1 pseudogene is annotated in these 1158 nt (G+C 68.1%); it reads right to left on the minus strand.

Annotated features, from left to right (window positions below):
• Window positions 1-1158 (minus strand): annotated as a pseudogene (locus tag ACXJMZ_RS37255) (alpha-1,4-glucan--maltose-1-phosphate maltosyltransferase); the annotation flags it as partial.

Raw genomic sequence — 1158 nt, forward strand, 5'->3', positions numbered from 1 at the left:
CTTCGAGAAGGCGAGGATGTGGTCGTTGTCGGTGGGGTGGAAGGTGAGGTCGCGCAGCTGTTGGAGGGCGGGGTGGCGCCGGCGCAGCCGGTTGAGGACGGTGATGAGGGGGGTGAGGGTGTTGGTGGTGGTCCAGTCGCGGGGCCGTAGTTCGTACTTCTCGGAGTGGGCGTACTCCTCGGAGCCGGGGGTGGTGGGTTCGTTCTCGGCGAGTTCGTAGCCGGCGTAGATGCCCCAGCTGGGGGCGAGGGTGGCGGCGAGGACGGTGCGGACGGCGAAGGCGGCGGGGCCRGCSTSGGCGAGGTGTTTGGGGAGGATGTCGGGGGTGTTGGCGAAGAAGTTGGGGCGCATGTAGGCGGCGGCGTCGCCGCTGAGTTCGGTGAGGTATTCGACGAGTTCGGCCTTGGTCTCGCGCCAGGTGAAGTAGGTGTAGGACTGGTGGAAGCCGACTTTGCCGAGGGTGTGCATCATGGCGGGGCGGGTGAAGGCTTCGGCGAGGAAGAGGACGTCGGGGTCGGTGCGGGCGATGTCGGCGAGGACCTTTTCCCAGAACAGCACCGGTTTGGTGTGGGGGTTGTCGACGCGGAAGATCCGGACGCCGTGGGCCATCCAGTGCCGCAGGACTCGTAGGGTCTCCTTGACCAGGCCGTCGAAGTCGTGGTCGAAGTTGACGGGGTAGATGTCCTGGTACTTCTTCGGCGGGTTCTCGGCGTAGGCGATGGTGCCGTCGGGGCGGTGGGTGAACCACTCGGGGTGTTTGTTGACCCAGGGGTGGTCGGGGGAGCACTGGAGGGCGAAGTCGAGGGCGATCTCGATGCCGAGGGCGGCGGCTTCGGTGACGAAGTGGTCGAAGTCCTCGATGGTGCCGAGGTCGGGGTGGACGGCGTCGTGGCCGCCTTCGGGGGAGCCGATCGCCCAGGGGGAGCCGACGTCGTGCTGACCTGCCGTCAGGGAGTTGTCGGGGCCTTTGCGGAAGGCTCGGCCGATCGGGTGGATCGGGGGGAGGTAGAGGACGTCGAAGCCCATCGCGGCGACGGCGGGCAGCCGCAGCGCGGCGGTGCGGAACGTACCGGACACCGGCGGCTGGTTACCGTCCGGGTCGACCACCGCACCCTCGGACCGCGGGAAGAACTCGTACCACGACCCGAACAACGCCCG

It is taken from the genome of Kitasatospora sp. P5_F3 (assembly GCF_054049135.1).